This is a genomic window from Microcystis sp. BLCC-F210 (genome assembly GCF_042134685.1).
In the GTDB taxonomy this organism is placed as follows: Bacteria; Cyanobacteriota; Cyanobacteriia; order Cyanobacteriales; family Microcystaceae; genus Microcystis; species Microcystis aeruginosa_D.
This window is the reverse complement of the sequence record NZ_CP169647.1, coordinates 921,137-947,274: the sequence shown is the minus strand read 5'-3', so window position 1 is coordinate 947,274 and position 26,138 is coordinate 921,137. Positions and strand designations below refer to the sequence as shown.

The window sequence follows — 26,138 nt, the reverse complement described above, 5'->3', positions numbered from 1 at the left end:
GCTAGAGATTACCAATTGTCCGCTTCTTCAAGAACTTGTGCTGAATCATACCAAACTTCTACATCTAAATCTGCCAGATAGGAAAGGGCATTTTCTATCCCTTGAGAGTTGCCTTGCAGTTGTAGATCGAACCAGCCATCTTGATTATTATTGGCAGCTAACAAAGCAGAAAATATATTCACTTTTAGACCGGGAAAAGACCCCAAACGTGCTATAATTGGCTCGTTAACATATTGTTTAGGAATCCGAATTTTTATTCTTCGGGAAGTGGGGCGATCAAGTCCTGATTGATCGAGATGTAAGTCACTTTGGGGATGATTAATAGTTTGCCATTGAGGTTGATTATCCATGGTTTTTCTCCTTTAAGATTTACCAGCTTTAGTCAGAATTTTATCGAACAAGCCTCCATCATCAAAAAATTGCTTTTGTACCTGATCCCAACCGCCTAAATCCTGCACGGTAAAGAGATTTTTTATCTCAGGAAATTTACTCTCAAACTCTTTCACTACCGTCGGTTCAACGGGACGAAAACCCACCTGAGCAAATTCTCTTTGCGCTGCGGGAGTAAATAAAAACTGCACAAAAGCCTCGGCCACTTTTCTCGTACCTTTTTTATCCACATTGGCATCAACAACCGCCACGGGATTATCAATAGAAATATTATAATCAGTGGGAACAGTATAAGCTAACTTCTCACCTTTTTGATTAGCGAGAATCATCTCGTTTTCGTAATTAATTAGCACATTTCCCTGGCCTTGTTTAAAAAACACATCACTAGATTCGCGAGCGTCTCTAGGTAAAACTGGCGCATTTTTAAACACTTTTTCGACAAAAGTTTCCGCCGCTTCTTTACTACCTCCTGCTTGCGTCACCGAACCCCAAAGAGCGAGAAAATTCCAGCGCGCTCCGCCAGAAGTTTTGGGATTAGCGGTAATAACTTTAATATTATCCTTGGCTAAATCTGACCATTGATTAATTTTAATATTGGCATCGCGAGGAACAAAAGCCACCACAGATTTATGAACAATAGATTCATTCGGAGCTTCTTTTTCCCAACCGGGTTGAATTAATCCCGCTTGCTCAATTTTCGTGGTATCCAAAGCTAAAGCCAACGCTACCACATCCGCTTCTAAACCATCGATAACGGCGCGAGTTTGGGAACCAGAACCACCATAACTTTGTTCAAAAGTTACTTTCTGCCCCGTTTTTTGTTGCCATTCCTCGACAAATTTGGGAATGATTTTTTCGTAGGCACTTTGGGTAACAGCATAGGAAACAAGCGTCACAGTCACGGGTTTTTGGCTGTCATTGCCGCTATTGGTGGGGGATGAGGTGCAAGATACCAGCATTCCTCCCGTCAGGACAGTTGCCATGAGTAGGGACAAACAAGACTGGGATGACTGCATCGGCGGCGCTCCTAAAATTTACTCTGAGGTTGTATCTGTTTTCATGCGTGGTTTAATCCTACAACACGGGAAACAAAATTTCAATACATTTATAAAACAAATTTGAAACCAAGTTAGGAGAAGAGAAACTGTGAGAAGATAGAATCAGTGCTACATCTAGGTTTGAGACTATGGGCAAGAGCGTCAAAGCCAAAAAAACAACCCTCCTACAACAACTGATTAACCAGAGTTTTCTCTTTCGCGGACTAGAGGAAGCTTGGTTAAGTCAGTATCTCGATGCCGACAATCTCAAGTTAGAGACGCTATTTTCCAATCGTCCCGTCTATACGGCTTTTCTCCCCGATGAATTTCTAGATGTTTTGTATGTGATTTTGGATGAGGGTGTAATCGTTGTCCGCAGCACTCCCCTCGACCGGATTATTGCCATTACCTACCCCGGTGGCTGTTTTGGTATGAGGAGTTTACCCTTTAGTTATGGTTTAGCCAGTCGCGCTTTTCCCTGTTTGGTGGAATCCTATAAAACTACCCATGTCCTAAAAATTCCCTTATCGGCGCTAGAAAAGATTTACAACGATAACGAAAGTTTTCGTCAACGGTACTGTTTTTTATTTGAATTACAGCAAAAATTCGAGTATCATTTGCTTAATTGTAGTAGCTATCCACCCCAAGCTGTCGCCACTTTACTGAGAGCTTTAATCTATCAAGAAAGAGAATTAGGCAGTCAACCGAGTGCCGAAAATATCTATACTTTTGATTTATCCGTCGATGTGATTGCTCGCGCTTGTCAACTCAATCAACGTACCGTCGAACAGGTATTAAAAGGATTGCAAAACGTGGGATTAATTGCCTCAGAATCGACGGGGGATTTAATTCGGGTACTGGATGCGGAGGGTTTAAAAGAAGTTTACAGTGCTACCAGAGATAAAGTTAATTGGTGGCCCCTAAGATAAGTAGAATTTGCTGAATAAATCTAAAAACTTTGTTGGATAAGAATTTTAGACTTTTTTCCCATCAAAAAGTGCCAGAAATTGGGGTGATGGGGGAAGAATTCAGGGACTTTTTCCCTGAAAATTAGGTAATTGACCCCCTGAAAATGGGTAAAACCCTACACCCCACACCCCACACCCCACACCCTGCCCCCACGCAAACCTTTTTGCTGCAAACCCTATTTATTATTGCCATTGACAGCACTTTAAGGCATCTTCGGCAGCCGCTTTGGTGGCATCCTGTTTCCGTTTACCTTTACCTGTACCGTAGAGAAGGTTATTAACCCGCACTTCAGCAGTAAATTCCCTAGCGTGGGGGGGTCCGGTAACATCAATGATCGCATATTCTGGATTAGAGGCGAAATTAGCCAGCGCCCACTGTTGGAAGAGATTTTTGGCATCGATAAAAGATGGCGATTCCGATTGTTGAGAGACTAAATGAGAGGCAACAGGGATAAAAAGCCCGTGCAGATAGTTTTTAACCGCATTTAACCCAGAATCTAGATAATAAGCCCCAATTATCGCTTCAAAAGTGTCCGCTAATAGGGTAGGATTTGATCGCCCCCGATCTTTAATTGCTCCCTTGCCTAAACGCATTAACTCCCCCAGACCGATTTCAATGCCCAATTGCGCTAATTGTTCTTCTTTGACCAAATTTGACCGCAAACGGGTTAATTCGGCCTCGTTCATGGTGGGATATTTTTGATACAATAGTTCGCCCACCAAAAAAGCCAAAATCGCGTCGCCCAAAAATTCTAGGCGCTCGTTATTTTCCGTCAATTCCGACTGTTCATTGACATAGGAACGATGGGTTAAAGCTTGGGTGAGAAGGAGAGCATTTTGAAAAGGAGGCAAACAAGACATTACAGAAATGATCAAGTCAAGAGCATTTCTTATCTTAATCCGACCCCACCGCGAATAGATGAGACGAACGATCCTTTTTTTACTGTTTTTTCCGGCTAGTTTAGGTATAATCTCCCAAATCTTCTCACCGGAAAACCTATCCGCTGCTATTCTTGCCCTAGGTACCCTGGGGATGTGTATTGAACAGGCACGCATGGCAGCGGTGGACTTGGCAGAAATTGCCGAATTTCAGCAAAAAACCAGCGATCCTCGCCTTGATCGCTTTTTTGTGGTTACAATTAGTACAATTGTCTTAGAATTATCGGGCTTTTATTTGGCTGCCCTCTGGATAGGATGGGGAGCTTTAATAGTTTTAGTTAGTCAAATTTGGTTTCATTGTTTAGCCAAAATTCAACTGCAGCCAAGCACGGAAAAAATTATTGACTATGGTATAGTACCACGTTTACCCATCCTACTCGCCGACGGAATTGGCATAATCTTCGTGGCTTTCTGGTTAGCCAAAATCTCCCCCCTAATTATGGCCATAACTTTAACGACAATGTTATTAATCTACGGCTCTCTTAAGTATCTTTTCAGAACTGAGGAGGGGAGAGAAAGGAAAATCCAGAGGCTGCAATCCCTATAAATGGGCGCTCAGAGACTCTGACGCAGTTTAAATTCAGTACAGCTTACCACAACCAACATCGAGGACAGTTGCACCAGAGGATAGTTTATCTAATTAAGAAAGCGATTTCAGATTGACAATCCCATCGCTAAAAGCGAGGCATTCTTGGTTCATTGAGTTTCCTTAATCTGGCAGTGTGCTATTCTACCCTATCTGTAGTCAGATTTTGGAGAATTGCTATTACTTAATGAACCAAAACCTGGCTCTTCGGGACTTGGTATGGTTCGATATGGGAGCATAAATCGACTAAATCCTTATCTGGCAAGAGACTTAATTGATTAGTTCGCTCTAGATCAAAAATAATTGACAAAAATCACTAAATGCCTTTCTATATAAGGGTTCCATCCCTTATAACCCCTGTCCATTGCATAACAGAAACCCAAGAACCCAAAACCTAGTAGATTGGGACTGAGAAACTTTCCTCCCTGCTCAACCCAAAAGGAATTGATATTGGTGCGGATAGACATTGGGTGAGTGTTCCCTTGGGGACAGATGAAGAGCCAGTTAGAAATTTTAGCTCCTTGACTGGGGATTTATCTGCTACGGCTGACTTTTGGAATCCCCGTCTCTTGAAAGCGGGGATATCTCAAAAAACTTATTTGACAGATCAGCAGTATTTGCTGTACGATGGATGATCGTGACCTCAATTGGAGAGATGGCCGAGCGGTTGAAGGCGCAGCACTGGAAATGCTGTTTAGGGGTAACTTTAACGAGGGTTCGAATCCCTCTCTCTCCGTCCCTAAAGCACCTCCTAGGAGGTGCTTTTTATGGCAGACTATAGGAGTCGGGATTCTCAATTCAGGAGATTACTCTTATCGATTATCTTCTCCCCTGCTCCCCACTTCATAATTTATAATTTATAATTCCCACTCCAGGCTCTTCTCGACTTTGTGTGATAATTTTTGCTTATAGAATCGTGAAATATTTACCTAGAAAGACTTTTAGGACTATTTTGCTGAAGAAACTATCAGTATAGACCCCGTTTCCACACAGAAACCAGAAGAACCCGCTCCCCACTTCATAATTTATAATTTATAATTCCCACTCTCCTATACTTTTTCAACAGGATTTAGTCTAATTCCTCGTCGGTAAACCATCTTTACACTTAGCTAACCACTCCAATAAACTATCTAACTGCTGTTGCGGTTTTAGCGTTCCTAAACCCCTAACCGTTACCTGTTTGGGACTATAAACAAAGCGTGATTGTATATGTTGGGGTAGGTGTTCTTGTAATAATTTCCACGCTGGTTCTTCCATGGGAGTTTCTAGGATAATATGCTGTTTTCCATCGGGTTTAATGCGCGAAAAACCGAGGGATTTAGCCAGATGTTTTAACTCGATTACCTTAAATAATTGTGCCACTGGGGAAGGAATTGCCCCGTATCTATCCACTAAATCCGCAGCAATTTCTCCTAAAGTTTTCTGAGAATTGGCAGTAGCGATCGCCCGATAGACATCCATTTTCTGTTCCGGATCGGATATATAATCATTAGGAATAAATGCCGTCAATTTCAGATCGATTTGGGTATCCTCCACTTGCGGAATTTCTTGACCTTGAATTTCCCGCAAAGCTTCCTGTAACATTTCCATATATAGATCAAAACCGATCGCTTCCATTTGTCCCGATTGTTCCGCACCCAATAAGTTACCGGCGCCGCGAATTTCCAGATCCCTAGTCGCTAATTGATACCCCGATCCTAACTGGGTAAATTCTTGAATTGCCTTTAATCTTTCCCGAGCGGTTTCTGTTAGTTCTCCCTTAGCTGGATAAAGTAACCAAGCGTGCGCTTGTACTCCCGATCGCCCCACCCGTCCCCGTAGTTGATAGAGTTGCGCTAAACCGAACTTTTGGGCATCTTCAATGATAATTGTGTTAACTCTGGGAATATCTAACCCCGACTCCACAATAGTCGTACAAACTAAGATATCCGCTTCCCCATTATTAAAAGCTAACATGGTGGTCTCTAATTCAGCCTCATCCATACGACCATGACCAATGGAAATTCTAGCACCCGGAATCATCCCTTGAATGGCTGCCGCTTTTTCTTCAATTCCCTCGATTCTGGGTACTACATAAAAAATCTGTCCCCCCCGATCCAATTCATTGCGAATTGCCGTTCTAATCGCATCAGAATTATAACTAGAAAGGTGGGTTTGGATGGGACGACGAGAGGGGGGAGGTGTGGTAATTAAACTCATTTCTCGCACCCCAGAAAGGGACATATAAAGAGTCCGGGGAATCGGTGTCGCACTCAAGGTTAATACATCAATATTACTCTTAAAAGCCTTAATTTTCTCCTTTTGATTAACCCCAAAACGCTGTTCTTCATCAATTACCAATAACCCCAAATCCCTAAACTCCACCGCTTTACTCAATAACAACTGCGTCCCCACCACTATATCCAATTCCCCCGTTTTCAAGCGCTGGACGATATCTTTTTTCTCGGAATTGGTGCGAAAACGATTTAATAAACCCACGTTGATGGGATAGGGAGCAAAACGTTCCTTCAGGGTGTGATAATGTTGTTGGGTTAAAATCGTTGTTGGTGCTAATAAAGCCACCTGTTTATGACCCGTGGTGACAGCTTTAAAAATAGCACGAATGGCCACTTCTGTCTTACCAAAACCCACATCCCCACAGACTAAACGATCCATCGGGCGATCGCTTTCTAAATCCCGTTTCACATCCTGTATCGCTTTCAGTTGATCCGCAGTGGGTTGGTAGGGAAAAGAATCCTCTAACTCCCGCTGCCAGGGATTATCCATCGGATAGGCAAAACCCGATTTTTGGGCGCGTTGGGCGTAAATATTGATTAAATCAACCGCTAACTTCTTAACCGACTTCCTAACGCGGGCTTTCGTCGCTTCCCACGCTTTGCCAGAGATTTTATGTAATTCGGGTTCTTGACTACCTGTATGACGATAACGGGAGAGATTATCGAGAGAATCGGCAGGAACCCGCAATAATCCATCGGCATACTTAATAACTAGATAATCTCGACCTTGCACTACTCCGCTAATTGTGCTTTCTTGCTTTTCTAGTTTGATAAACTGTCCGATGCCATGGTGTTTATGTACTACAAAATCGAGGGGACGGAGTTTATTCACATCCACCTGTACCGAGGCTGCTTGCCGACGTTTGCGGACGTAACCAGCAGTATTTAAAAGATGTTGTCCGAAGAACTCTCGATCGCTAACGACGACTATGCGATAGGTGGGGAGGATAAAACCTTCTAATTCAGCTAATCCTGAGTATTTTAGGGCTGTAGCGGTGTTTTGAATTATTAAGCGCTCGATCGCCCCAAAATCGAGGGGATTGGGGATAAATTGGGCCGGGCAGTCGTGTTCCTGTAATAACGAGACTGTGCGGGAGGGTTGGGCAGATATTAACCATGTAGCGTACTTATTTAGTTTAATACCGCTATAAATCTCTCTTTTTCCCCGTAAAATTTCCGCTAGTTTGGCGAATTGCCCCGGATTGGTGGGAATCGGACGACTGGAGAGATTAAGGCGATTTTCGGACAGGTGATCGTCTATTTCCGAGAGGTAGAGATGGGGAAATTTGACCGATATTTGCAGAGATTCGCCAAAAGAACGGTGAATTTGCGGTAAAGCTGGTTCTATCTCTTGCCAGCGTTCCCCAATATATTCTATCCAGCGATCGCTTCTAGCTTGACAGCTTTCCAGTTCATCAAAGGCAATAAGGGTATTTTCAGAGAGATAATCCAATAAAGAGGCAGGTTGAGGGAATGCCAAGCCTAAAAATCGCTCAATTCCCTCTGGATAAATGCCATTAGCCAATTTTTCTCGATCTTCGGCCCCCAGATAATCGGCCACTGTGGGGGGAAGAGAAGGGGCAATCATTGCCGCAAAGCTAGTGGGAGTAAGAAGCAGATTGGGGATAGAATCCAGCGATCTTTGGGTTGCGGGGTCAAATTCTCGCAATTTTTCCAATTCATCGCCGAAAAATTCTAACCTGACTGGTAATTCGGCCGAAACTGGGAAAATATCAACGATATCGCCACGACGACTCCATTGCCCTTCGGTTTCTACCAGTGGAACCCTTTCATATCCTAATCTAGCTAGGGTTAGATCGAGGTTTTTGGCTTCTATAACCCTTCCTACCGCAAAATTATCGCTATATTGCTCGAAAACCTCTCTAGGGGGTAAATGGGGCTGCAGGGCCTTTTCGGTGGTAACGATCGCAATTCCGGCATCTTGATGACTGATTAGGGTTTGCCCTGAGCTACGTCGAAGGGTCGATAATACCTGCATCTGTCCCCAAATCATCTCGGATTCCCGATTAAATGTCTCGTAGGGGCAAGCTTCCGAGGTGGGATAAAAGAAAACACCTTTCCACGTCATCGCTTCTAATTGTGCCGCCCAACGTGCCGCTTCTTCTAGATTGACACAAATAATTACCAGATTTTTTCCTTGACAACGGGCGAAAGCTGTGCTTATTAATCCTTTCGGTAAGCGGGCAAGGCCAGTTAGGGTTAAATTGCCGTTTTTCTCCAGTTTTTGGATAAGTTCGGCAGTTAAGGGCGATTTTTCAATGTTGCGAATAACGGAGGCAAAAGTCATTTTTTAGTGATCGGCGCTCGGTTTTTAGTTAAGCTCTCCTGAATTTAAACTGTCTCTTGGGAGTTTTAGTACAAATGCTCAGGTTTCCTCTCCCTGCTCCCAACTGTGGTGCAGTCCTAACGAGTATCAGTTATCAGAACGTAGGTTGGGTTGAAGCATGAAACCCAACGCCCGCATGGGTTACGCTACCGCTAACCCATCCTACAAATAATTGTGCCTCCCTACTTATCAGTTGTGAGTTTTCAGTTCAGCGACTACTTTTTGGGGTTAATTTTTTTGGGCTTTATTTGACTTGACCAGAGGGGGGTCGCAGGCGCACGGATTTTCCATTATTTATATAATATCATGTCAAGCGTTGGTTGGCAAGAGAAAATTTTTTAATTGCCAGCAAAATCAGTTCATCTATACGGAGATATTTTCAGAATGATAACGATTCTCACCGAATGTGATAAGATGAGAATCATAATCAGACTCAGTTAACTCCGATGGGTAAAAATTTCCAGTTAACAGCGATCGCTTTAACCCTGACTATAGCCAGCTTAACAGCTTGTAGCGATTCCTCGGTCAAGGAAGAGGAAGCAAAGACACCCTTACAGGTGACAGTCAGTATCGTACCGCAGGAATATTTCGTCAAACGCATCGGCGGTGATAGAGTCAGTGTTAATGCCATGATTCAACCCGGGACAGATCCCCACACCTATGAACCAAAACCCGAACAATTAAAAACCACAGCCCGATCGCAAGCCTACTTTAAAATTGGTGTATCCTTAGAAGATGCCTGGAAAGATCGCTTAAACAGTGTTAACCAACAGATGTTAATCGTCGATACCAGTCAAGGGGTAGATAAAATCCCTTTGACAGCAGAACATAATCACGATCATGATCATGATCACAGCAAGGAAGAAAAACATCAAGCCGGAAAAAACACCCTAGATCCCCATATTTGGTTATCCCCAAAACGAGTCAAAGCACAAGCAGAGACTATTTATCAAACCCTAGCACAACTCGATCCCAGTCAGGAAGCTATCTATCGGGCTAACTTGGAAAAATTCAGTCAGGAGTTAGACGCATTAGATCAAGAAATTCGGCAAAACTTGGCAGGGATTAAAAACAAAAAGTTTATGGTATTTCATCCTGAATGGGGCTATTTTGCCCAAGATTACGGTTTAGAGATGATTGCAATCGAAATCGACGGTAATGAACCCAGTGCTGCCCAGTTGAGTCAACTAATCAAACAGGCAAAAAAAGAGAATATTAAAGTTATTTTTACTCAACCAGAATTTAGCCAGAAAAGTGCCGAAACTATTGCGAGGGAAATTGGGGGACAGGTAATCCCTATCAGTGCCTTTGCTGAAAATTGGAGTGAAAACCTGCGACAAGTTTCCCAAAAAATGGCCACAGTTTTAAATCAGTAATTGCTTGTATATGTCAACGATCATTACCATTAGTAATCTCTGGGCTGGCTACGAACAGGAACCCATCCTCGAAGATATTAATTTAACTATTCAAGAACTGGATTTTCTAGGAATTATCGGCCCGAATGGAGGAGGAAAAACCACCCTACTTAAGGTTTTACTGGGATTAATTAAACCTTGGCGGGGAGAAGTCAGTATTTTGGGGCAAAGTGTCGAAAAAGGTCGGGAATTAGTCGGTTATGTGCCGCAGTTTGTTGAATGCGATCGCTCATTTCCCATTACTGTGGGTGAGGTGGTGAAAATGGGGAGATTGAGCAGCAAAAAACTCTGGCAAGGCTATAGTAAAAAAGATGAGATAAGGGTAGATAAAGCTTTAGATAGTGTGGGAATGTTAGCGTTGAAAAAAAGATCGATTGCTGAACTTTCGGGGGGACAGCGCCAACGGGTTTATATCGCTCGCGCTTTAGCAGTAGAACCCCGTCTCTTGATTTTAGATGAACCCACTGCCAGTGTCGATCCCCAAATGCGTGCTAGTATTTTTTCCCTGTTGCAAGAATTGAATGAGTGGATGACCATTTTAATTATTTCCCATGATCTGGGAACCCTATCTACCTATGTTAAATCGATCGGTTGTCTCAATCGTCGTCTCTATTATCACGGCCAAAAATCTCTCACTACCGCTATGTTAGAACAAGTGTATTGTTAAAAGTTTTCTCCCTTTGGGTTAAAATGGATTTTTGCTCAAGCTCATTGTTGAATGGCATTCACTCGTGTCTAAAAGGGATAAACTACTAGAACTACTCAAGAATAGTCCTAATAACGCAAGATTCAACGATGTTTGTCAACTGCTAGAATTAGAAGGGTTTTCCCTTGATAGAATTACAGGTAGCCATCACATTTTTAAAAGAAATGATATTATTTTGGTCATACCTGTTCATAATAAAAAAGTAAAATCTGTTTATATTCGTCGAGTCCTTGAAATCATCGGAGATAACTAAAGATGAATTATCCAATTATTATTTATCCCTGTGAAGAAGGCGGTTTTGTCGCTGAAATTCCAGCACTATCTGGCTGTTTGGCTCAGGGTGAAACCTTAGAAGAAACCCTACAAGAATTACTGATGGTAAAAGATTTATGGTTAGAAACAGCCCAAAAATATAATCAAAAACTTCCCAACTTAGAAACAGAGATAGCGAAAATCAAAGCATTAAGCACTGTATAGAGCATTTTTGGGGGAATTGCGATCACTAATTGCCGTCTTGACTTAAAAAATAGCCAACTGCACGCTGAAGCTGTTCCATCCCTTTTTGCAGTTGGTCAATACGAGCCTTAGAGTCTTCCATTTGTTGAGCAGTAGCCTCCACAAACCGATCAATACGCCGATTCGTTGCTTCACTGATTTCCGCCAGACGTTCTATTCTTCCATCAATACGCTCCATATTGGCTTCAATACGGTCTAATCGAGAACTTTGCCACCACATTGACTTACCACCTTTAAAATAAGCCTTTATTGCCCCCAGTCTAGCAAATTTTTAGACAAATTAATCTCTTTTCATCGTGTGGTCGCTTTTTGGGGATGAGAAAGGGCGATCATTTTTGGGGATGAGAAGAGGCGATCGTTTTTTGAGAAGGAGGGGCGATCGCTTACAATAGGGGGAAAACTTTTAGAAAGCAACCTTGATTACTATTCTTACTCATGCCCACTCTATCAAGCTTCTATGGAATAAAAATCACCATGAACTATAACGATCACAATCCGCCTCATATCCATGCCGAGTATCAAGATTATGAAGCGGTTATAATGATTCACACAGGTGAAGTTTGTGGTCAAATGCCCAAAAGAGGACTAAATTTAATATGGGAGTGGCTTGATCTACACCAATCTGAACTATTGGAGAACTGGGAAAATGCGCGTCAAAGAAAACCTCTTAACAGAATCGATCCCCTTCCCTAAAAAGGAGCTATTTCTTCATGTTATCTGTGTGGAATATCTGGATAAGTATCAATTAAAGCTAACCTTTAATAATGGAATAGAAGGGATTGTAGATTTAGAACAAGAATTGTATGGAGAAATCTTTGAACCCTTAAAAGATAAGAGTTTATTTCAAAAAGTATATGTCAATAGTCGGACAATAGAATGGCCAAACGGAGCAGACTTTGCCCCTGAATTTTTATTTGAAATTGCTCTCGACAAGCAACCAGTTAGTATGGTCGGTGATCCTGTAGGGTACGCTAATGAAATGTAACAAACCAAATTGTTTTCTTAACAATAATTATCTGATTTGCGATTATTTTGGACTTTAGTGCGATCAGGTTTTCTTCTCATGGTGTGATCGCTTTTTGATCAGGAGGCGCGATCGCTAATTGCCGTCTTGACTTAAAAAATAGCTACTTAACGGGCTTTTTTGCTTTTAATCATGATGAATTTGTAATTATTCTGCGTTACGCTAAAACATCCTAGCGTGCTACTATTCTGGTCAGTGATTCTTGACAGTAACCAGACGCGATCGCAGGTTCAGACGGATCAACAGTTTCCCAGTGTCGGTAGTCAGACAAAGGGACTTTTGGTTAATGCCGATGGCTCTGTGGATATCTATTTCGGGCCGAAACCGCCTGCGGGTAAGGAAAATAATTGGGTGCAGACGATTCCTGAAACGGGTTGGAACACGATTCTTCGACTTTATGGCCTGCTTGAGCCTTGGTTTGATAAGACTTGGCGACCAGGGGAAATCGAGTTATTGAAGTAGTCCTATCCAGAATATGGCTGGATCGCCGATCTGTTGCTTGGGTTGAGGTGATAAAATTTGGCGATCAAACTTTGTCAGAGAGAATGATTGCAGTAACTCGACAATGATGTTATCATCGGGTTGTATTCGTTAACCCTAGTTACAAAATCGGTGATCGCACTACAGAATAAGTCTATTTATAACTTTTATGACATTGCTAATAGTACTTGAGTATCTTGCTATACGTGCAGCAGTAGGAATTGTAAGAATTTTTTCCCAGCCAGTATCTCTTACCAGTGATGATGCTCAAAATATTGCAACTATCATTAGAGCAGGAAGAGAGAATAATGTGAAAAAATTTGAGATAGAATTAAACAGCGAAATAGTTCAAGGTATTGATTTAAAAGGTTTAGAAACCAGTGAAAACGTAAATATAACACTGGGACAAAAAGGAAAAAGCAGTTATAAACTTACAATAGAGTACAAGGAATAATTGCGATCTCTAGTTAGGTTGTGTTGCACTTTGTTTAACTTAACCTGCTTTTAATTGAGAGGGCGATCGCTGTTTGGGAATGCGGTTGCTTTTTGGGGATGAGTGTGATCGCTTTTTGGGGATGAGAAAAGGCGATCGTTTTTTGAGAAGGAGCGGCGATCATTTTTGGGAGGAGCGCAATCACCGATCTTGTAATGCGATCGTTTTTTGATGATGGGGAGGGGCGATTGCTTTTTTGGGATGAGAAGGGGCGATCGTTTTTTGAGAAGGAGCGGCGATCATTTTTGGGAGGAGCGCAATCACCGATCTTGTAATGCGATCGTTTTTTGATGATGGGGAGAGGCGATCGTTTTTTTTTGGGAGGAGAAGGGGCGATCGCCTGTCCTGAGATTAATCTCTCAACAAAGCTCGAAAACCAGCTTGCTGAAAATGAATATCCGTTGTTAATGCTTCCGTTATTCTACGCTCTTCCATTACAATAAAGGAAATACAGTCAACAATTCCCCAATTTTTATCGTTTCTTTGACAATATAGTTGAAAAGCTTTTTGATAAAGAATTTCCGATAAGGGAATAACTGTCACTGTTCTGTCCTTTTCTAATGAGGACAATAATTTAATTGACTTAGAGCGATATTTTTGTTTAGATAAAGCATTGCCAATCTCTAAAATAATGGCTCTGGTTGTAACTAAAGGTGTTTTTGAAGTTTTTAATTGTTGGGCAATGGCAAGTGCTTTATGATGATAATCGTCCGTAGATGAAGATAAAGCGATCGCATAACTTGTATCGAGAAATTTCTCAGGGTTCATGCTCTTTTTCTTCACCATATAAATATTTATCTAGATTTTCTGACCAATCAGAGGGGCCGTCTAGTTGTAATGATTCTGCTGTCTCTAAAAAAGAAGTGAGTTCATTATTTTCATCCGATAAGTTATCAACAATAATGCGGACACGAGTATTAGCCTTCAATGTAACGGGTTGCTCTGGATGAAAGACCTTTCCGTCAAATAATGCGTTAATAGAATTAAGCATGATCTGTTGGTGAAATGATTTTTACTTGAAATATCTATATTATAAATGTAACACACCAAATTGATTGTTATTCGCTGTCATCTTGTTGGTTAAACTTTAAAGCTGCCGCTTGGGATAGGAACGCAAAGGGCGATCGCTTTTTGATGAGGAGGAGAAGCGATCTTGTAGGTGGCTCTTCGGGACTTGGTATGGTTCGATAGGGGGGCATAAATCGACTCAATCCTTATCTGGCAAGAGATTTAATTGATTAGTTCGCTCCATATCGCCAACAATTGACAAAAATTGCGGCAATGTCTGTCTCTATAAAGGTTTCATTCCTTATAACCCCGTCCATTGTATAAGACAAACCGAAGAACCCGAAATCCTCGTGAACTTTATTTTAAGTCACCATGCCGAAGAAAAAATTATTCAACGCCAAATCTCTTTAAAAATATTGCAGGACATCCTCAATTATCCTGAGCAAATTTTAGAAGAAGATGGACTCAAAGTTTATCAAGGTACGTTTGTCGCCATTAACAATAAAACTTATCTTCTGAGAATTTACATTAATGACTTAGTTGAGCCTCAAAAAATTGTTACACTATATGTTACCAGTAAACTTAGAAAATATAGGCAGCTATCAAATGAAAGCTAAATATGATGCTGAAGTTGACGTTTTAACAATTACCTGGCATGACACACCCGTAGAAGAAAGTGAGGCAATCAGTCCGGGGGTTATTCTTGACTATGATCAAGCAGGTAATGTAATCGGGATTGAAATTCTTAATGCTTCTCGAAAAATCGAGAATTTTTCTCCGAATGTGCAGGTAGCTATTTCTTCTCGATAAAGGTGATCGCTGATCCTGTAGTGCGATCGCTGATCTTGTAGGTTGGGTTGAGGTGACAAAACCCAACACTTCCTTTATTTCTTACCTTAATTTTTTGGGTTTCACTTCTACATTTTATTCCATACCAATATCACTATCAAAGATCAGCTTTTCTGAAGCTCCCCACATCTGATCATAAATTCGGCTCTTCGGTAACTGTTATGCAAATAATTAACTTAAAATAAAATTCGATGAGAGAGCCTACGCCCAAAAATAGCTGAAACCCATACAGGAAAAGGTTTAAGGCATAAACTGGTTAATACAAAAAGATAGACAATCGAGTTAAGATTTGATATAATAGCCAAAAACCAGAGTATTTTACTTATGATACTTGACAAATTTTTGAACCTAGAAGGAACCTCTATTCAAGGCTATCTACACCTAGAAAATATCGGTATAGTTTTCCAAATCGAATCGAAAAATCAAAAAGCAATCTGTCCTCGTTGTGGGTTAGAGAGCGATAAACTCCACCAAAATCATCGACATTTAGTCAAAGATTTACCAATCTCAGGACAACCAGTGTACCTACAAGTTAATCGTCGTCAATTTAAGTGCGGTAATTGTCAGAAACCCTTTAGCGAAGAGTTAGATTTTGTCGGCAAGAAACGAACCTATACGAAAAGACTAGCCGAGAATATACTCGAACAATTAAAATCAGGAGATATTTTAAATGTTAGCCGAAGAAATGACGTAACGGAAGAAGAGATTCAAAGAATGATAGAGGACATAGCTGAAGAAATTACAGAGACAGACCTATCGAAATTAAAAAGACTAGGAATTGATGAAATCGCTCTAGTCAAAGGACAAAAAAATTACTGTGCGGTTTTAGTAAATTTAGATACGGGAAAACTAATAGCTATTCTAGAGAAGCGAACACAAGAGGAGTTGAGGGAAACGCTTACAGGGTGGGGAAAAGAGGTGTTAGAGCAAATTGAAGAAGTCAGCATAGACCTTTGGTTGCCCTATAAAAATTTGGTGAAAGAATTGATGCCATCGGCCGAGGTAGTCGCCGATAGATTCCATGTAATGAAACAAATTAATCAAGAGTTAGACGAACAAAGAAAAGCAGAAAAAAGAGCCGTAGAAGCGCAGAAAAATAAAAAACAGAAAGCGGAAAAAGAAGCGAAGCTAGAAGTTTTAAAGCGAAGTAAATATAGCTTGTTAAAAAATGAAAAAGATTTAACGGAAACTCAAAAAATCAAACTAGAAGCTATCAAAGAAAATTTCCCAAATTTGAAAAAGATGCACGAGTTAAAGGAAGAATTTAGAAAGATTTATGAAACCTCAGAGAATCCGACAGAGGGAATGCTATCCATCTCGGAATGGTTGGCAAAATCCTCCAGTGTTTTTACTAAGAGTTGTCAAACAATCCGAAACTGGTTTGGAGAAATAATTAGTTATTTCGAGCAAAGGACAACAAATGGGGTGGTCGAGGGAATCAACAATAAACTTAAACTAATAAAACGGAGAGCCTATGGCTTTAGAAACTTTCGGAATTTTTGGGTTAGAAGTATGTTATCTTGGCATCTTGTCTGTTGATTTAGCATAAAGGGTAACGAAGAGCCATAAATTCCTTCTTCAACCTAACGGTGAAAACTGGAATATTAGATCTCTTGCAAAAGTAATCAAGATATATATTTTTCTCGGTAACGAAGTTCGTAATTGTAGATACCAGCAATCAAATTCAATCTCAGACCAAATCGCCGTCTGCGATTTCTGTATCTTGATGAAAGTATCCGAAATATTTTGAGACGACGATGAATATGTTCTATAACTATGCGCCGTTGTGATAACTGACGATTGGCTTTTTTTTGCTCTTTACTTAGTTTTTCTTTTTTCTTTTTTTTATGAGGAATCTGACTGTTTTGATGGATTTTCTGAATCCCTTGATAGCCTTTGTCCCCTAATATTTCTATTTCCTTATTTAACCCTATTTTGCTCTCTTGACCCAGTCGAAAATCATGGACTCTTCCTTTCTCACAACGGACACAGATTACCTGCTCGCTTTTTTGGTCGCAACGCGCTCGCTGCGCGAGATCGGCAACGACTTGCGACTTTAATGTGTGGTATCCCTGCTTGCCACTATAGTATGATTTCTGTTTTTTTTTGGGTCTTTCTATCTCATGTTCTGACACATCCACCACTATTACTTCTATTTCACTATTACTTTCTAATAGGGCTTTTTTTCCAGGTAGATTAAACAGACCTGATTTGATGAGAATATTCTCTACTTTCCTAACAATTCTATACGCCGTTGATTCGTTAATACCCCAGCTATTTCCCAGATGAAAATAGGTGCGATATTCTCGCCAATACTCTAATGTTATTAGTAGTTGGTCTTCTGTACTCAATTTGCTCGGTCTACCTGTCTTTTTTTGCCAAACTTTTTCTGCCTTTAGGACTGTTACCATATCCTTAAATGTATCTGGATACACGCCACACAAGCGTTTGAACTCTGTTGGCTTTAAAGTTTTTACTTGTTCGTAAGTCATCTTTCAATCTTAACTCTTGGACTATTTTATCCTATTTTGTCTAGACTTATGCAAGAGATCTATTGCCAATCTTTCGGAGCGTTTACTAATCCATGATGCACGGTATTCGAGATGATTAACAAAATCTCAATAAAAAAAACTTTGACAAATCCCCGCTCTTGACAGATAATTATAAGTAGTCGTGCAAAATTAATTTCCTAGTAAAGATAGGCAAAAGGCAAGAGGCAAAAGGCAAGAGGGGGTTAGATATGTGTAATTAATTTTGCTTAGGTACTTATATAGAGTGGCAATTCGTACCTACCTGCGAACCCTCTTTTTTAAGGTCAAATAATGCGATTAAATTTACTCCTGCTCCCTGGGGTTGAGTTCTGGCTTAAGCAGTTTTAGGAGATGGGAAATATGGCAGCCTGGATTATCGCTATTGTGAGCATAAAATCTTCCTATTTGTAGTGCCAGTTGTTCTCTATATCTTTCTGGGGTGATGTATTGTCCTCTGGAGGGGCTTTTCTGGGTTCTGTGTGATCAGTTTAACTTATATTACGATCGATCTTTGTGTCCTCTGTGTCTCTGTGGTTCATTTCACTCCCTCGCCAACAGGACTGTATCTTAGAATACATGTTGCCCACCAAATCCAAAAGAGCCGACAAAAGCTCACCCCGAAGTCTCACCGTCGAAGTCTTTTGCCTATCCTGAATATCCCACGTTTTGGTCGAGAAACTTCTGAGTATTTATAATCAGTTAGTCTTTTCCTTTGTTTGTAACTTTTTGTGTTACAAACCGAAGTGCAGAATGTAGGTTAGATAGTTTAGGAATCGATCGCTGTTGTGGGCAAAGTTAGACAGTTTTCCTCCGCTATTCGAGTTTAATTTCTATTAGCTGCTCTGCTAATTTTTCTGTACGAATTGGGTACTGCTCATTTAAAAAGTTAACAAAATCTTCTTCGGGATGTGCCACGACGATATTACTGTAGTTTTGGGCTAATTCCTTGAGATTGAGTTTTTGTCGCCAGGATTCCACATCGCTATCCTGAAATAATTGAAACTTAACTCGATCATTAACTAAATAGGATAATGCCAAAAAGAAACTAGGGGTACTATCGCTAATAACTATCGGCTTGGTCATGGAGTTTAAAACAGGGGCGATTTTTAGATTAGCTCCACTGCCTGTACCTCGTTGATCGTCTAAACCCGCCTCAGGATTTAAACCCAGAAATACACTAGATACTATACCTAGTAGCAGGAAAATTAGCAAGATTTGTTGTCCTAAATAGTGCAGCCAATTTTTTGGCGACTTTGAGCCGATACAACTGGCAATCAGGTAGGATATAGCCATCTGTATTCCCAAAAAAACCGGTAGATAATATCTTGCCTGTAGGGAGCGGATCGATGGTTTTAATAAATCAGGTACAATTTGAAACAGTGTCGGAACAACAATCAAAGTTATGAGGAATAACCAAACTTTCGGCGATGCGTATCGGATCAGATGGTAAAGAGAATAAACCACTAACAATAATATTAATAAATGTAAAGCCGACTCTAATCTTCCTTTGAGGTGAAAGAAATTTACAAATACATGACCAGTATGACGAAATAAGGTTTTAGATATTTGGATGATATTAGTCTTAAACTGTCGATAGTATTGGGTGTTGCGATCAATTTTGTCTAGGTTGGTAAAAATCACGAATAGCCAAGGGCTAAATAAAACTAAGCTGCCAACGGCTGCCAATACATAGCTAACAACTGTTCTTGTAATTTTCAATCTCTCTAGAAGAATCACATATAAAGCTTGGGCGATGGCGACGGGAGCAGAAAATAAATGAGTATAAAAAGTCAAGGCTAAACTCAGGCTATACCAGAGCCAACTTTTAAGCGTATTTTTACGGATTGCTCGTAAAAGGGCAATTCCTGATAAAAGAATTGTCACTGTCCAGCAACTATATTGGGTTGCGTTTTGTGCCGAAAGTATCCGAACCGGAGAAACAGCGAATAAAGCGATTGTAATCCAGGCCGTTAGCGAAGAATTGAACAATTCTAGGGATAGCCAATAAAGACAGGGAATGGCTAGGATGCTTAAGAAAATCGAGAAAGTTCTGGCGGAATGTTCGATGGGGATTAACTGCATCCAGAAGCGCGCTAACAAATTGTATAGGGGTGGATGTTCTGGATTGCTCGTCAGAGAGCGCAAGGCGTCGGATAAAGAGCGTTCGGGATGAGGATGTTGAAAATATTGTAGGTCTTTCCTGCCAATAATTTGACCGTTGAAAGCCTGCTCTCGCAGCTCTTGAGTCGTGTATCCCGAAAAACGCATAATACGTCTAACTTCATCGGCACTATAGACTTTTTGCTCTAAATTGAAAAATCTTAGGCCAATTCCGATTAATAAAATAGCAATAATCAAAAACTTGCCGAAATTAGCGGCTGATTGATAGGGTAAATATTTTTTTGGGTCGATCATAAGTTTATCTATCCGTAGGTCATCAATCGACAAGAATTAATCGATAGTTGTTGGAAAGGTTTAATTGATTTCCAACCCAGCGATCTCAGCGATCGTATAAGCGGGTCTGCCTTTAACTTCTTCGTAAATTCGCCCAATGTATTCCCCTAATATGCCAATACTGATCAATTGTACCGAACCTAAGAAAAACACAGCGATCAAGATAGTAGCTAAACCAGTAACGGGAGATTCGGGTTGATGCAGTCGCCAGTAGAGAACCAGTAAAGCCATCAATAGGGCAATTAAAGCAGAAAATAAGCCTAAATAAGTGGAAAGACGCAGGGGAATCTTAGAAAAAGACACCAAGCTATTAATCGCTAAAGCTAGGGATTTTTTAAAAGTGTACTTAACTTCCCCAGCAAACCGGGGATCCCGCTCAAATTTAACAGCAGTTTGTCGGAAACCAATCCAAGCGCGCAAACCGCGAATATAACGATTCCGTTCTGGCATAGAATTTAAGACCTCCACCACCTGACGATCCATCAGACAAAAATCCCCCGTATCCGCAGGAATATCCACGTCGGCTAATTGTCGCAGCAATCTATAGAAAACGTAGGCAGTTAGGCGTTTAAACCAACTTTCTTTTTTCCGTTTTGTTCTCTGGGCGTAAACCACATGATAACCTGCTTGCCAAGACTCAATCATTTTGGGAATCAATTCCGGTGGATCCTGCAAGTCGGCATCGAGGACAACAATAACTTGACCCCTAGCGAAATTGAGTCCTGCCGTCACTGCTGCTTGATGGCCAAAGTTACGAGCCAAGCTAATGTAACAGACCCTAGCATCTCTTGCCTGTAGTTCCCGCATTAAATTTAAGGAGCGGTCGCGACTACCATCATTAATCAGAATCAATTCCACAGAATCGTCTAAACTATCCATGACATCACTGACACGGCGATAGAGTTCCAGAATGGTTTCTTCCTCGTTATAAATCGGGATAATTAGCGAATATTTCAGCATTTTCGAGAGGTTGAACGGACGAAAGCAGTGTTTTGATGGCGGCCGCTACGCTAAATATTCCGTCAAAGTATTCCTTTTGTCAACTTAATAGATTCCTGCTAGACAGTTCCTATGAACTACTCTCAACTCCTTTGAGAGCTTCCTGTTTTCCAGGGGATTGCCTTAAGACGGACTCACGCCCAGCTTTTGGTCTTACATCCCCCCAAAAGTTTTTACAGTGAATTTGCCATCACTAACACCGTCAGTGATTTAACTTTAGATAGTTTAGGGATCGATCGCTGTTATGGCCAAAGTTAGACAGTTTTCTTCCGCTATGGGATTAAATTGCCAAGGAATGATCGACCATTGCTTGCCTACGTAAACAATTCCAGTAGGCTGCATAGAGATCCGTCTGTTGACCGCGCAGGGAAGCGATCGCAGGTGCGGCGGGAAAAGGCCAGAGACGATCAAAAACCACTTCTCGATGAGCCAGACGAAACTGTAGCAAATAAACAGAAGCAGGAGCCTGTAAATTATCCAGTAATTGCGCTGCCAGCCGATGTAAAGACTTAAGAATCTCTCTTTCCAGACTAATCGGTTGACTGTAGGCATTAGGGATCATACCCTCTCCGATGACCTCACCGTATTCTAAACCCTTAGATGTCACCGTGATCGGCAACCAAAGATCTCCAAAAGAAGAATCTCCCTGACTGGTTTTATAGTGCAGGGTATGGGCAACCCAAGCGCGTCTTTCTTCGATATCCCGACAAGCTTGATAAACTTTTTTACCCGGAAAATTCACCCAATTGGGCAATTGAATTGTTAAGGGACACCAGATTAAATTATTTTGGGCGGTTTTACCCGACTCCATTTTTGACCACAAAGAAGCTGTTCCCGTCACCTCCACCGCCAAGGATTTAGGAACCGCATTTTTTAAGGCAATCACCATCTTTTCGGTAACGGGCGATAGCCGAGACATCTGACCACTGGCTTGAGCTTCGGCATTAACGAGAATGATAACTTTGTCCATTTCTTGTTGAGGGTTGGGTGAACTTGAACGATCAGCGGTGAGGTTGGTTAAGAATGCGAACTGACTGGGGTTCAATGCTTCTGTAGTCGCCATGGCAAAAGCTATTTCTCTGGATTTTAGCGAATTATACAAGAGCGCAACTGTTTTTTACAAATTTTTTTGACGACAGCCATCTTCGAGGCGGGATTTTTCTGCTCCCCCTCATAGAATACCCTAAGTAATCAGTGATCAGTCGTCAGTAATCAGTGATCAATAAACAGTGATCACTGATTACTGAAAACTCAACTCTGAATAACTGGTAACTGATCACTGAAATTACTCGTCTTCTGCGAAAATAAAGCGAGTTAGTTCACTGGGATCGGGTTCGGGGCTAGATTCGGCAAATTTCACCGCTGCCTCGATTTCAGCTTGAATTTTCTCCTCGATTTCTTTTAATTCTTCTCTCGTGGCCAGATCTCGCTCGTAGAGGTAGGCGGCAAAGCGAGTGATCGGATCTCTTTCGCCCCAGAATTGTTTCTCGTCAGCACTGCGTAACTCGTCGGGATCTGCCAGAGAGTGACCCCGGAAACGATAGGTTAAGGCCTCAATCAAAGTCGGCCCCTCACCGGCGCGGGCGCGGGCCACGGCTTCTCTGGCGGCGGCATGAACGGCGACCACATCCATACCGTCCACTTCCACACCGACCATACTAAAAACACTGGCTTTTTTATAGATTTCCGGTTGAGAAGTGGCTCGATCGTGGGCCATCCCGATCGCCCACTTATTATTTTCCACCACATAGATAATCGGCAACTTCCAGAGGGCGGCCATATTCAGACACTCAAAAAACTGGCCATTATTGCTCGCCCCATCCCCAAAGAAACAAACCGTTACCTGATCGGCACTGGCATCACCCATGGCCTCGCGACGGTATTTACTCTGAAAAGCCGCCCCAGTAGCGACGGGAATCCCCTCGGCCACGAAAGCGTAACCCCCTAAAAGCTTATGTTCGGCGGAAAACATATGCATGGAGCCGCCCCGTCCTTTACTACAACCGGTAGCTTTGCCAAATAACTCCGCCATTACCTCCTTAGCGGGAACTCCGGCACTGAGGGCGTGGACGTGATCGCGATAGGTGCTAGAAACGTAATCTTCTCCCTGACGCAAGGCTTTAACAATACCGCTAGATATGGCTTCCTGACCGTTGTAGAGATGGACAAAACCGAACATTTTGCCCCGATAATACATTTCGGCGCATTTATCTTCAAACATCCGCCCCAAAACCATATCCTCGTATAGGCGAAGACCTTCAGCTTTGGTGATAATGATGGAAGCAGGATTAAAGGTTGGTAAAGTACGTTCGGAAATCATAGGGTCTGTAGTATCATTTAGACAACAAAAAGGCAAGGGGAGAGGAAGCGGTAGATTTTTCGAGAATTCTGGCAGTGAATTTTTTGGTCTTAAACCAAGGGGTTCTTAGTATTTTCTCTCTCAAATCTAATCTTAGTCAGTCAGAGATTGGCTAGGATAAGATGGTATCTTGTTATTTTACTCGCTCCGCTCTCACTTACATCATTTAATTCACTAAGGACTCTCCAGAGTTGAGGTACAGCTAACCGTGCGAATTCCTCTCGACTACTACAGGATATTGGGAATCCCTTTTCAGGTGAGTGCCGAGCAGATTGATTTGGCCCACGCCGATCGGGGACGGCAATTGCCGCGTCAAGAATACAGTCAAACAGCGATCGTTGCCCGTCAGCACTTGTTAGATGAAGCTTACCAAGTGTTAAGTGATTCAGATCGCCGTCGTGATTACGATGCCCAATTTTTCGCTCCCAATCCCCTGCTTCTCAACCCAGAAAGCAGCACCGAAAACCTCGATTCTCAGGATGGGGAGGTGGCTGCGACTTCCGCAGAATATCCCACTCCCCAGATTACCATTGCCCCCGCCGATCTAGTGGGAGCTTTGCTCATCCTGCAAGAGTTGGGAGAATACGAGTTAGTGATTCGTTTGGCCGAAACTTATCTAGATTTAGAGCCAACTACTCGTCCAGACATGATCTTAACCTTGGCTTTGGCCTACGGGGAATTAAGTCGGGAATATTGGCAGGATAAAAATTATGAACAGGCGGCCAGCACCGCAGCCAAGGCCCTGACTTGGTTAGAACAAGAACAAATGTTCCCACAAGTGGCCAGCGAGATTCGTCATGATTGCGATCGCTTGCGTCCCTACCGGGTTCTGGAATTGTTATCCCAAGAAAAAAACCCCGGTCTTGCCCGTCAGCGCGGCTTAAATCTCTTGGAGGAGATGTTGGCCGCTCGCGGCGGCATTGATGGCCAGGGCGACGATCGCTCTGGGTTGGGGGTGGATAATTTTTTACGCTTTATTCAACAGTTACGGGTTTATTTAACTCAGGCCGAACAGGAGAAAATCTGGGCAAAAGAGGCAGAACGCCCCTCGGCGGTGGGTAATTATCTGCTGGTTTATGCCTTGATTGCCCGCGGTTTCGCCCAAAAACAACCCGCCGCTATTGTGGCAGCCAGCGATCGCCTGCAGCAATTACAAAAACATCAGGATGTCTCCCTCGAGCGATCAATCTGCGCCCTACTGCTCGGTCAAACCGAACAAGCAGGCACAATTTTAGAAAAAAGTCAAGAGCAAGAAATATTAAATTATATTAAGGAACAATCGGGGCAATCTCCCGATCTCTTACCCGGGTTATGTCGTTACGGTGAGCGTTGGTTACAAACAGAAGTTTTCTGCCATTTTAGTGATTTAGTTGAGCGGAAAGCCTCACTCAAAGAGTATTTTGCCGAGGAAGAGGTACAAAATTATTTAGAAGAATTGTCAGGTTTTCCTGACGAAAAGGTTCCCGTGTCGGTCCGAGAAAAGGTTAGCGAACCTTTAGAATCGGAGGTAACTGTTCTCAAAACCCACACCCCCCCCACCCATTTAAACCCAGTGCTAGGAGCGACACCGATGAGGGAATCTGCTTATTCTTCTTCCCACTCTCGTCCCCAAAAACCGTCTTTAGCTAGAGTTAACGGTGAGCGGACAAGCTCTGCTTTACCTGCCCTGAGAGCCACTGCTCAGGAGGAAACTCTTACCCCCTATACTCAGGGCAGTGTAGTGGTGACAGCAGCCTATCGTCAACCGGCACTTAATCCCCCCCGTCGTCGTCCTAGTCGCTCCCGTCCCCTGGCAGCGGGTAACTCCCAGCAGGCAGCCCCAGAAACGCTAAAAACTGCCCTAGTCCCACCGAAACGGAGACGACCGGCCCGCAGAAAACTACGACTCGATCGAGTGGCAATATTGGGGGTAGGATTAGTGGGAACGCTCGCAGTCTTAGCCCTGGGGATAAAGGCAATTGTCGATAGTCAATCTCCTTTGGCAGCCCTGCAAGGGGAACAGTTACCGATTTCTTTAAATACTCCTATACTAGAAATTCCTTCGGCTAACGCGGAGGTGATGGAAAGGACTCCCTTAGACAAGGAAACGGCCAAGGAGACGATTCAAGCTTGGTTAGAGGCAAAATCGGCCGCTTTTGGCAGTGAACACCAAAAAGAGCCATTGAAAGAAGTTTTAACGGGTTCAGCTTTGGAAATTTGGCAAAAACGGGCGGCGGCTTTACAGGGAAATAACTATTGGCGCTACGATCATCAAGTGGATGTGCGATCGGTCACTAATAATCCGAAAAATCCTAATTTAGCGACAGTGGAAGCGATAGTCAACGAAAAGGCCATGTATTTCCATAATAGCAAGGAAATTGTCGAGCGTTCCTATAATGAGTCCTTGAAGGTGCGCTATGATTTGGTACGGCGAGGAGATAAATGGTTGATCGAAAAAACCCAAGTTTTACCCTGATTTTTCGCGATTGAATCCCCAAAAAACGTGGGAATTATGAATTATGAATTGGGAAGTGGGGAGATGGGAGCAGAGGAGAAAAAAACTGATAACTGAGGACTGACTCCCCCAAACGAAAACTTTGTACCTCACTATTGAGATAACTTCTATATCTTTAGACTGATAAATGCCCGATTCCCTTAATATTTTTTAACATAAAATCTGCTCTTTGATTGCTGTAATTGGTTCCCTAGAAGTCAAGCTAATGAGTTATAATCGTAGGTAGGGATCTATAGTTCTTAGAGGAAAAAAGCGGGGCAATCTCAA

The 26,138-nt window shown here is 42.2% G+C and carries 28 protein-coding genes and 1 tRNA gene; 14 read left to right on the top strand and 15 right to left on the bottom strand.

Going from position 1 to position 26,138, the window contains the following annotated elements; translation table 11 throughout:
* Positions 1-8: 8 nt before the first annotated feature.
* Positions 9-350, bottom strand: coding sequence for an NIL domain-containing protein (locus ACE3JL_RS04705; protein WP_052277241.1), 342 nt, complete (start codon positions 348-350; stop codon positions 9-11).
* Positions 351-362: 12 nt separating this feature from the next.
* Positions 363-1,406 carry a sulfate ABC transporter substrate-binding protein gene (locus ACE3JL_RS04700; protein ID WP_271990541.1) on the bottom strand — a complete coding sequence of 348 codons (1,044 nt, stop codon included), beginning with the start codon at positions 1,404-1,406 and terminating at the stop codon, positions 363-365.
* Positions 1,407-1,576: 170 nt separating this feature from the next.
* Between ACE3JL_RS04700 and ACE3JL_RS04695 the strand changes: the two genes are divergently transcribed.
* A complete protein-coding gene (locus ACE3JL_RS04695; RefSeq protein ID WP_375328947.1) occupies positions 1,577-2,356 on the top strand; it encodes a Crp/Fnr family transcriptional regulator in 780 nt (259 codons plus the stop codon).
* A gap of 222 nt (positions 2,357-2,578) precedes the next feature.
* Here ACE3JL_RS04695 and rnc read toward each other — a convergent pair whose 3' ends face one another.
* The gene (gene rnc, locus ACE3JL_RS04690; protein ID WP_271990536.1) at positions 2,579-3,256 is read right to left on the bottom strand and encodes a ribonuclease III; all 678 of its coding nucleotides are present in this window, start codon (positions 3,254-3,256) and stop codon (positions 2,579-2,581) included.
* 58 nt (positions 3,257-3,314) lie between these two features.
* Here rnc and ACE3JL_RS04685 point away from each other — a divergent pair, with 58 nt between their 5' ends.
* Together ACE3JL_RS04685 and ACE3JL_RS04680 are read left to right on the top strand one after the other, a co-directional pair.
* Positions 3,315-3,881, top strand: a complete 567-nt coding sequence (locus ACE3JL_RS04685) for a hypothetical protein (protein WP_271990533.1) — start codon at positions 3,315-3,317, stop codon at positions 3,879-3,881.
* 688 nt (positions 3,882-4,569) lie between these two features.
* Positions 4,570-4,656 (top strand) — tRNA-Ser (locus ACE3JL_RS04680).
* Positions 4,657-4,994: 338 nt separating this feature from the next.
* On the opposite strand, the gene mfd is transcribed toward ACE3JL_RS04680, so the two are convergent.
* Positions 4,995-8,504 carry a transcription-repair coupling factor gene (mfd, locus tag ACE3JL_RS04675; RefSeq protein WP_375328946.1) on the bottom strand — a complete coding sequence of 1,170 codons (3,510 nt, stop codon included), beginning with the start codon at positions 8,502-8,504 and terminating at the stop codon, positions 4,995-4,997.
* Between the two features lie 485 nt (positions 8,505-8,989).
* Here mfd and ACE3JL_RS04670 point away from each other — a divergent pair, with 485 nt between their 5' ends.
* The 4 genes from ACE3JL_RS04670 (at position 8,990) to ACE3JL_RS04655 (ending at position 11,141) form a co-directional block, all read left to right on the top strand.
* Positions 8,990-9,919 (top strand): metal ABC transporter solute-binding protein, Zn/Mn family, encoded by a 930-nt coding sequence (locus ACE3JL_RS04670; RefSeq protein ID WP_271990528.1) that lies wholly within the window; start codon positions 8,990-8,992, stop codon positions 9,917-9,919.
* 10 nt (positions 9,920-9,929) lie between these two features.
* On the top strand, positions 9,930-10,625 hold the full coding sequence (locus ACE3JL_RS04665; RefSeq protein WP_375328945.1) for a metal ABC transporter ATP-binding protein: 696 nt from the start codon (positions 9,930-9,932) through the stop codon (positions 10,623-10,625).
* A 64-nt stretch (positions 10,626-10,689) separates the two neighbouring features.
* A complete protein-coding gene (locus tag ACE3JL_RS04660; RefSeq protein WP_072926196.1) occupies positions 10,690-10,917 on the top strand; it encodes a type II toxin-antitoxin system HicA family toxin in 228 nt (75 codons plus the stop codon).
* A 2-nt stretch (positions 10,918-10,919) separates the two neighbouring features.
* Positions 10,920-11,141, top strand: coding sequence for a type II toxin-antitoxin system HicB family antitoxin (locus ACE3JL_RS04655; protein WP_002744564.1), 222 nt, complete (start codon positions 10,920-10,922; stop codon positions 11,139-11,141).
* A gap of 25 nt (positions 11,142-11,166) precedes the next feature.
* Here ACE3JL_RS04655 and ACE3JL_RS04650 read toward each other — a convergent pair whose 3' ends face one another.
* Entirely contained in the window at positions 11,167-11,400 is a 234-nt protein-coding gene (locus ACE3JL_RS04650) for a hypothetical protein (protein ID WP_016514908.1), read from the bottom strand.
* Positions 11,401-11,615: 215 nt separating this feature from the next.
* On the opposite strand from ACE3JL_RS04650, the gene ACE3JL_RS04645 reads away from it, so the two are divergent.
* The 4 genes from ACE3JL_RS04645 to ACE3JL_RS04630 all read left to right on the top strand — a co-directional run bounded on the left by ACE3JL_RS04645 (position 11,616) and on the right by ACE3JL_RS04630 (position 13,138).
* On the top strand, positions 11,616-11,873 hold the full coding sequence (locus ACE3JL_RS04645) for a DUF4160 domain-containing protein (RefSeq protein ID WP_002792623.1): 258 nt from the start codon (positions 11,616-11,618) through the stop codon (positions 11,871-11,873).
* Positions 11,827-12,165: a DUF2442 domain-containing protein gene (locus ACE3JL_RS04640; RefSeq protein ID WP_002737024.1), complete on the top strand. Its 339-nt coding sequence runs from the start codon at positions 11,827-11,829 to the stop codon at positions 12,163-12,165. The genes ACE3JL_RS04645 and ACE3JL_RS04640 overlap by 47 nt, the downstream gene beginning before the upstream one ends.
* A 216-nt stretch (positions 12,166-12,381) precedes the next feature.
* Entirely contained in the window at positions 12,382-12,666 is a 285-nt protein-coding gene (locus ACE3JL_RS04635) for a DUF1214 domain-containing protein (RefSeq protein WP_271937633.1), read from the top strand.
* A gap of 187 nt (positions 12,667-12,853) precedes the next feature.
* A complete protein-coding gene (locus ACE3JL_RS04630) occupies positions 12,854-13,138 on the top strand; it encodes a hypothetical protein (RefSeq protein ID WP_004163554.1) in 285 nt (94 codons plus the stop codon).
* A 34-nt stretch (positions 13,139-13,172) separates the two neighbouring features.
* Here the strand turns inward: ACE3JL_RS04630 and ACE3JL_RS04625 are convergent, their stop codons facing one another.
* The 5 genes from ACE3JL_RS04625 to ACE3JL_RS04605 all read right to left on the bottom strand — a co-directional run bounded on the left by ACE3JL_RS04625 (position 13,173) and on the right by ACE3JL_RS04605 (position 14,376).
* On the bottom strand, positions 13,173-13,322 hold the full coding sequence (locus tag ACE3JL_RS04625) for a hypothetical protein (RefSeq protein ID WP_375328944.1): 150 nt from the start codon (positions 13,320-13,322) through the stop codon (positions 13,173-13,175).
* Positions 13,319-13,441, bottom strand: coding sequence for a hypothetical protein (locus ACE3JL_RS04620; protein ID WP_375328943.1), 123 nt, complete (start codon positions 13,439-13,441; stop codon positions 13,319-13,321). The genes ACE3JL_RS04625 and ACE3JL_RS04620 overlap by 4 nt, the downstream gene beginning before the upstream one ends.
* Positions 13,442-13,528: 87 nt before the next feature.
* Entirely contained in the window at positions 13,529-13,945 is a 417-nt protein-coding gene (locus ACE3JL_RS04615) for a type II toxin-antitoxin system VapC family toxin (protein ID WP_002792614.1), read from the bottom strand.
* On the bottom strand, positions 13,935-14,168 hold the full coding sequence (locus tag ACE3JL_RS04610) for a hypothetical protein (RefSeq protein ID WP_002755783.1): 234 nt from the start codon (positions 14,166-14,168) through the stop codon (positions 13,935-13,937). The genes ACE3JL_RS04615 and ACE3JL_RS04610 overlap by 11 nt, the downstream gene beginning before the upstream one ends.
* A gap of 67 nt (positions 14,169-14,235) precedes the next feature.
* The gene (locus tag ACE3JL_RS04605) at positions 14,236-14,376 is read right to left on the bottom strand and encodes a hypothetical protein (protein WP_174236776.1); all 141 of its coding nucleotides are present in this window, start codon (positions 14,374-14,376) and stop codon (positions 14,236-14,238) included.
* A 376-nt stretch (positions 14,377-14,752) separates the two neighbouring features.
* Between ACE3JL_RS04605 and ACE3JL_RS04600 the strand changes: the two genes are divergently transcribed.
* The gene (locus ACE3JL_RS04600) at positions 14,753-14,995 is read left to right on the top strand and encodes a DUF2283 domain-containing protein (RefSeq protein ID WP_002775710.1); all 243 of its coding nucleotides are present in this window, start codon (positions 14,753-14,755) and stop codon (positions 14,993-14,995) included.
* 363 nt (positions 14,996-15,358) lie between these two features.
* Positions 15,359-16,573: an ISL3 family transposase gene (locus ACE3JL_RS04595; RefSeq protein WP_375328942.1), complete on the top strand. Its 1,215-nt coding sequence runs from the start codon at positions 15,359-15,361 to the stop codon at positions 16,571-16,573.
* An 86-nt stretch (positions 16,574-16,659) separates the two neighbouring features.
* On the opposite strand, the gene ACE3JL_RS04590 is transcribed toward ACE3JL_RS04595, so the two are convergent.
* The 5 genes from ACE3JL_RS04590 to pdhA all read right to left on the bottom strand — a co-directional run bounded on the left by ACE3JL_RS04590 (position 16,660) and on the right by pdhA (position 23,338).
* On the bottom strand, positions 16,660-17,526 hold the full coding sequence (locus tag ACE3JL_RS04590) for an IS5 family transposase (RefSeq protein WP_375328941.1): 867 nt from the start codon (positions 17,524-17,526) through the stop codon (positions 16,660-16,662).
* A gap of 852 nt (positions 17,527-18,378) precedes the next feature.
* Positions 18,379-19,980: a glycosyltransferase family 39 protein gene (locus tag ACE3JL_RS04585; RefSeq protein ID WP_375328940.1), complete on the bottom strand. Its 1,602-nt coding sequence runs from the start codon at positions 19,978-19,980 to the stop codon at positions 18,379-18,381.
* Between the two features lie 60 nt (positions 19,981-20,040).
* The gene (locus tag ACE3JL_RS04580; RefSeq protein WP_271989595.1) at positions 20,041-20,979 is read right to left on the bottom strand and encodes a glycosyltransferase family 2 protein; all 939 of its coding nucleotides are present in this window, start codon (positions 20,977-20,979) and stop codon (positions 20,041-20,043) included.
* Between the two features lie 319 nt (positions 20,980-21,298).
* Positions 21,299-22,081: a hypothetical protein gene (locus ACE3JL_RS04575; protein ID WP_271989593.1), complete on the bottom strand. Its 783-nt coding sequence runs from the start codon at positions 22,079-22,081 to the stop codon at positions 21,299-21,301.
* Positions 22,082-22,303: 222 nt separating this feature from the next.
* Positions 22,304-23,338 carry a pyruvate dehydrogenase (acetyl-transferring) E1 component subunit alpha gene (gene pdhA / locus ACE3JL_RS04570; protein WP_002749403.1) on the bottom strand — a complete coding sequence of 345 codons (1,035 nt, stop codon included), beginning with the start codon at positions 23,336-23,338 and terminating at the stop codon, positions 22,304-22,306.
* 247 nt (positions 23,339-23,585) lie between these two features.
* On the opposite strand from pdhA, the gene ACE3JL_RS04565 reads away from it, so the two are divergent.
* Positions 23,586-25,832: an IMS domain-containing protein gene (locus ACE3JL_RS04565; protein WP_375328939.1), complete on the top strand. Its 2,247-nt coding sequence runs from the start codon at positions 23,586-23,588 to the stop codon at positions 25,830-25,832.
* Positions 25,833-26,138: the final 306 nt, after the last annotated feature.